Source organism: Halomonas sp. 3D7M (assembly GCF_014897885.1).
Lineage (GTDB): Bacteria > Pseudomonadota > Gammaproteobacteria > Pseudomonadales > Halomonadaceae > Vreelandella.
Window position 1 is genome coordinate 1 of record NZ_JABUZF010000098.1, and the last position, 795, is coordinate 795.

The 795-nt window shown below is 43.1% G+C and carries 1 protein-coding gene; it reads left to right on the forward strand.

Going from position 1 to position 795, the window contains the following annotated elements; translation table 11 throughout:
• Positions 1-693: sensor histidine kinase (locus tag INT22_RS04345; RefSeq protein ID WP_226912398.1), on the forward strand; the 693-nt coding region annotated here is incomplete at its 5' end.
• Positions 694-795: the final 102 nt, after the last annotated feature.

Genomic DNA, 795 nt, shown 5'->3' on the forward strand with positions numbered 1-795 from the left:
CTCCGGAATAACCGGGGCGGTTCACAACGATCTAGTATGCTTAGTTTCTTGTCACATGACATGAAAGCTCCTCAGGCAAGAGCGCTAGCATTTCTAGAAGCCCAAAAAGATCCAGCGTCGGCCACGACACAAGCTAATTTCTATAATCATTTGGAACAGTGCCTCACGATGGGGCTTGGGATGATTAATGACTTTATTAACTTAACACGAGTTAAGTCATTTGACTTGAAAAGAGAGTTTGTGCTCTTTGAAGATGTTGTTATGGAGGTGCTCGATCAAGTTTATCCGCTAGCGAAAGTGAAAGATATTAAACTAGTCAGTGAGCTACAAGATGAAGACGGGGCTCCTGTATTGGGCGATAAAGGCTACCTTGCAAGATCGGTATTTAACTTAATTGAAAATGCTGTTAAGTATACACTGTCTGGTGGCGAGGTTAATGTTCTTGTGTGTCGACAAGGTAAGTGGGTTGTGCTGCAGGTTTCTGATACTGGTGTTGGTGTTGAGCCCGAAGAGATTAATAATATTTTTGACGACTTTACGCGCAGCGATAAAGATAGCGTGGCGGAAGGGCATGGCCTCGGACTGGCATTGGTGAAAACGGTAGTCGCTAAGCATGGCGGTGAGATTTACTGTGAAAGTGAATTTGGTAAAGGCAGTCAATTTACCATGAAGCTACCTTCTTGTGAGTTGTGAGTTGTCGAAGTGCCAATTGTTAGTTGTTTTTTTGAATGTTGATGATATAAACGACGTTGCCTAGCTCAGGCATCTGTTGTAAGTGAATCCGCATAAGTTATG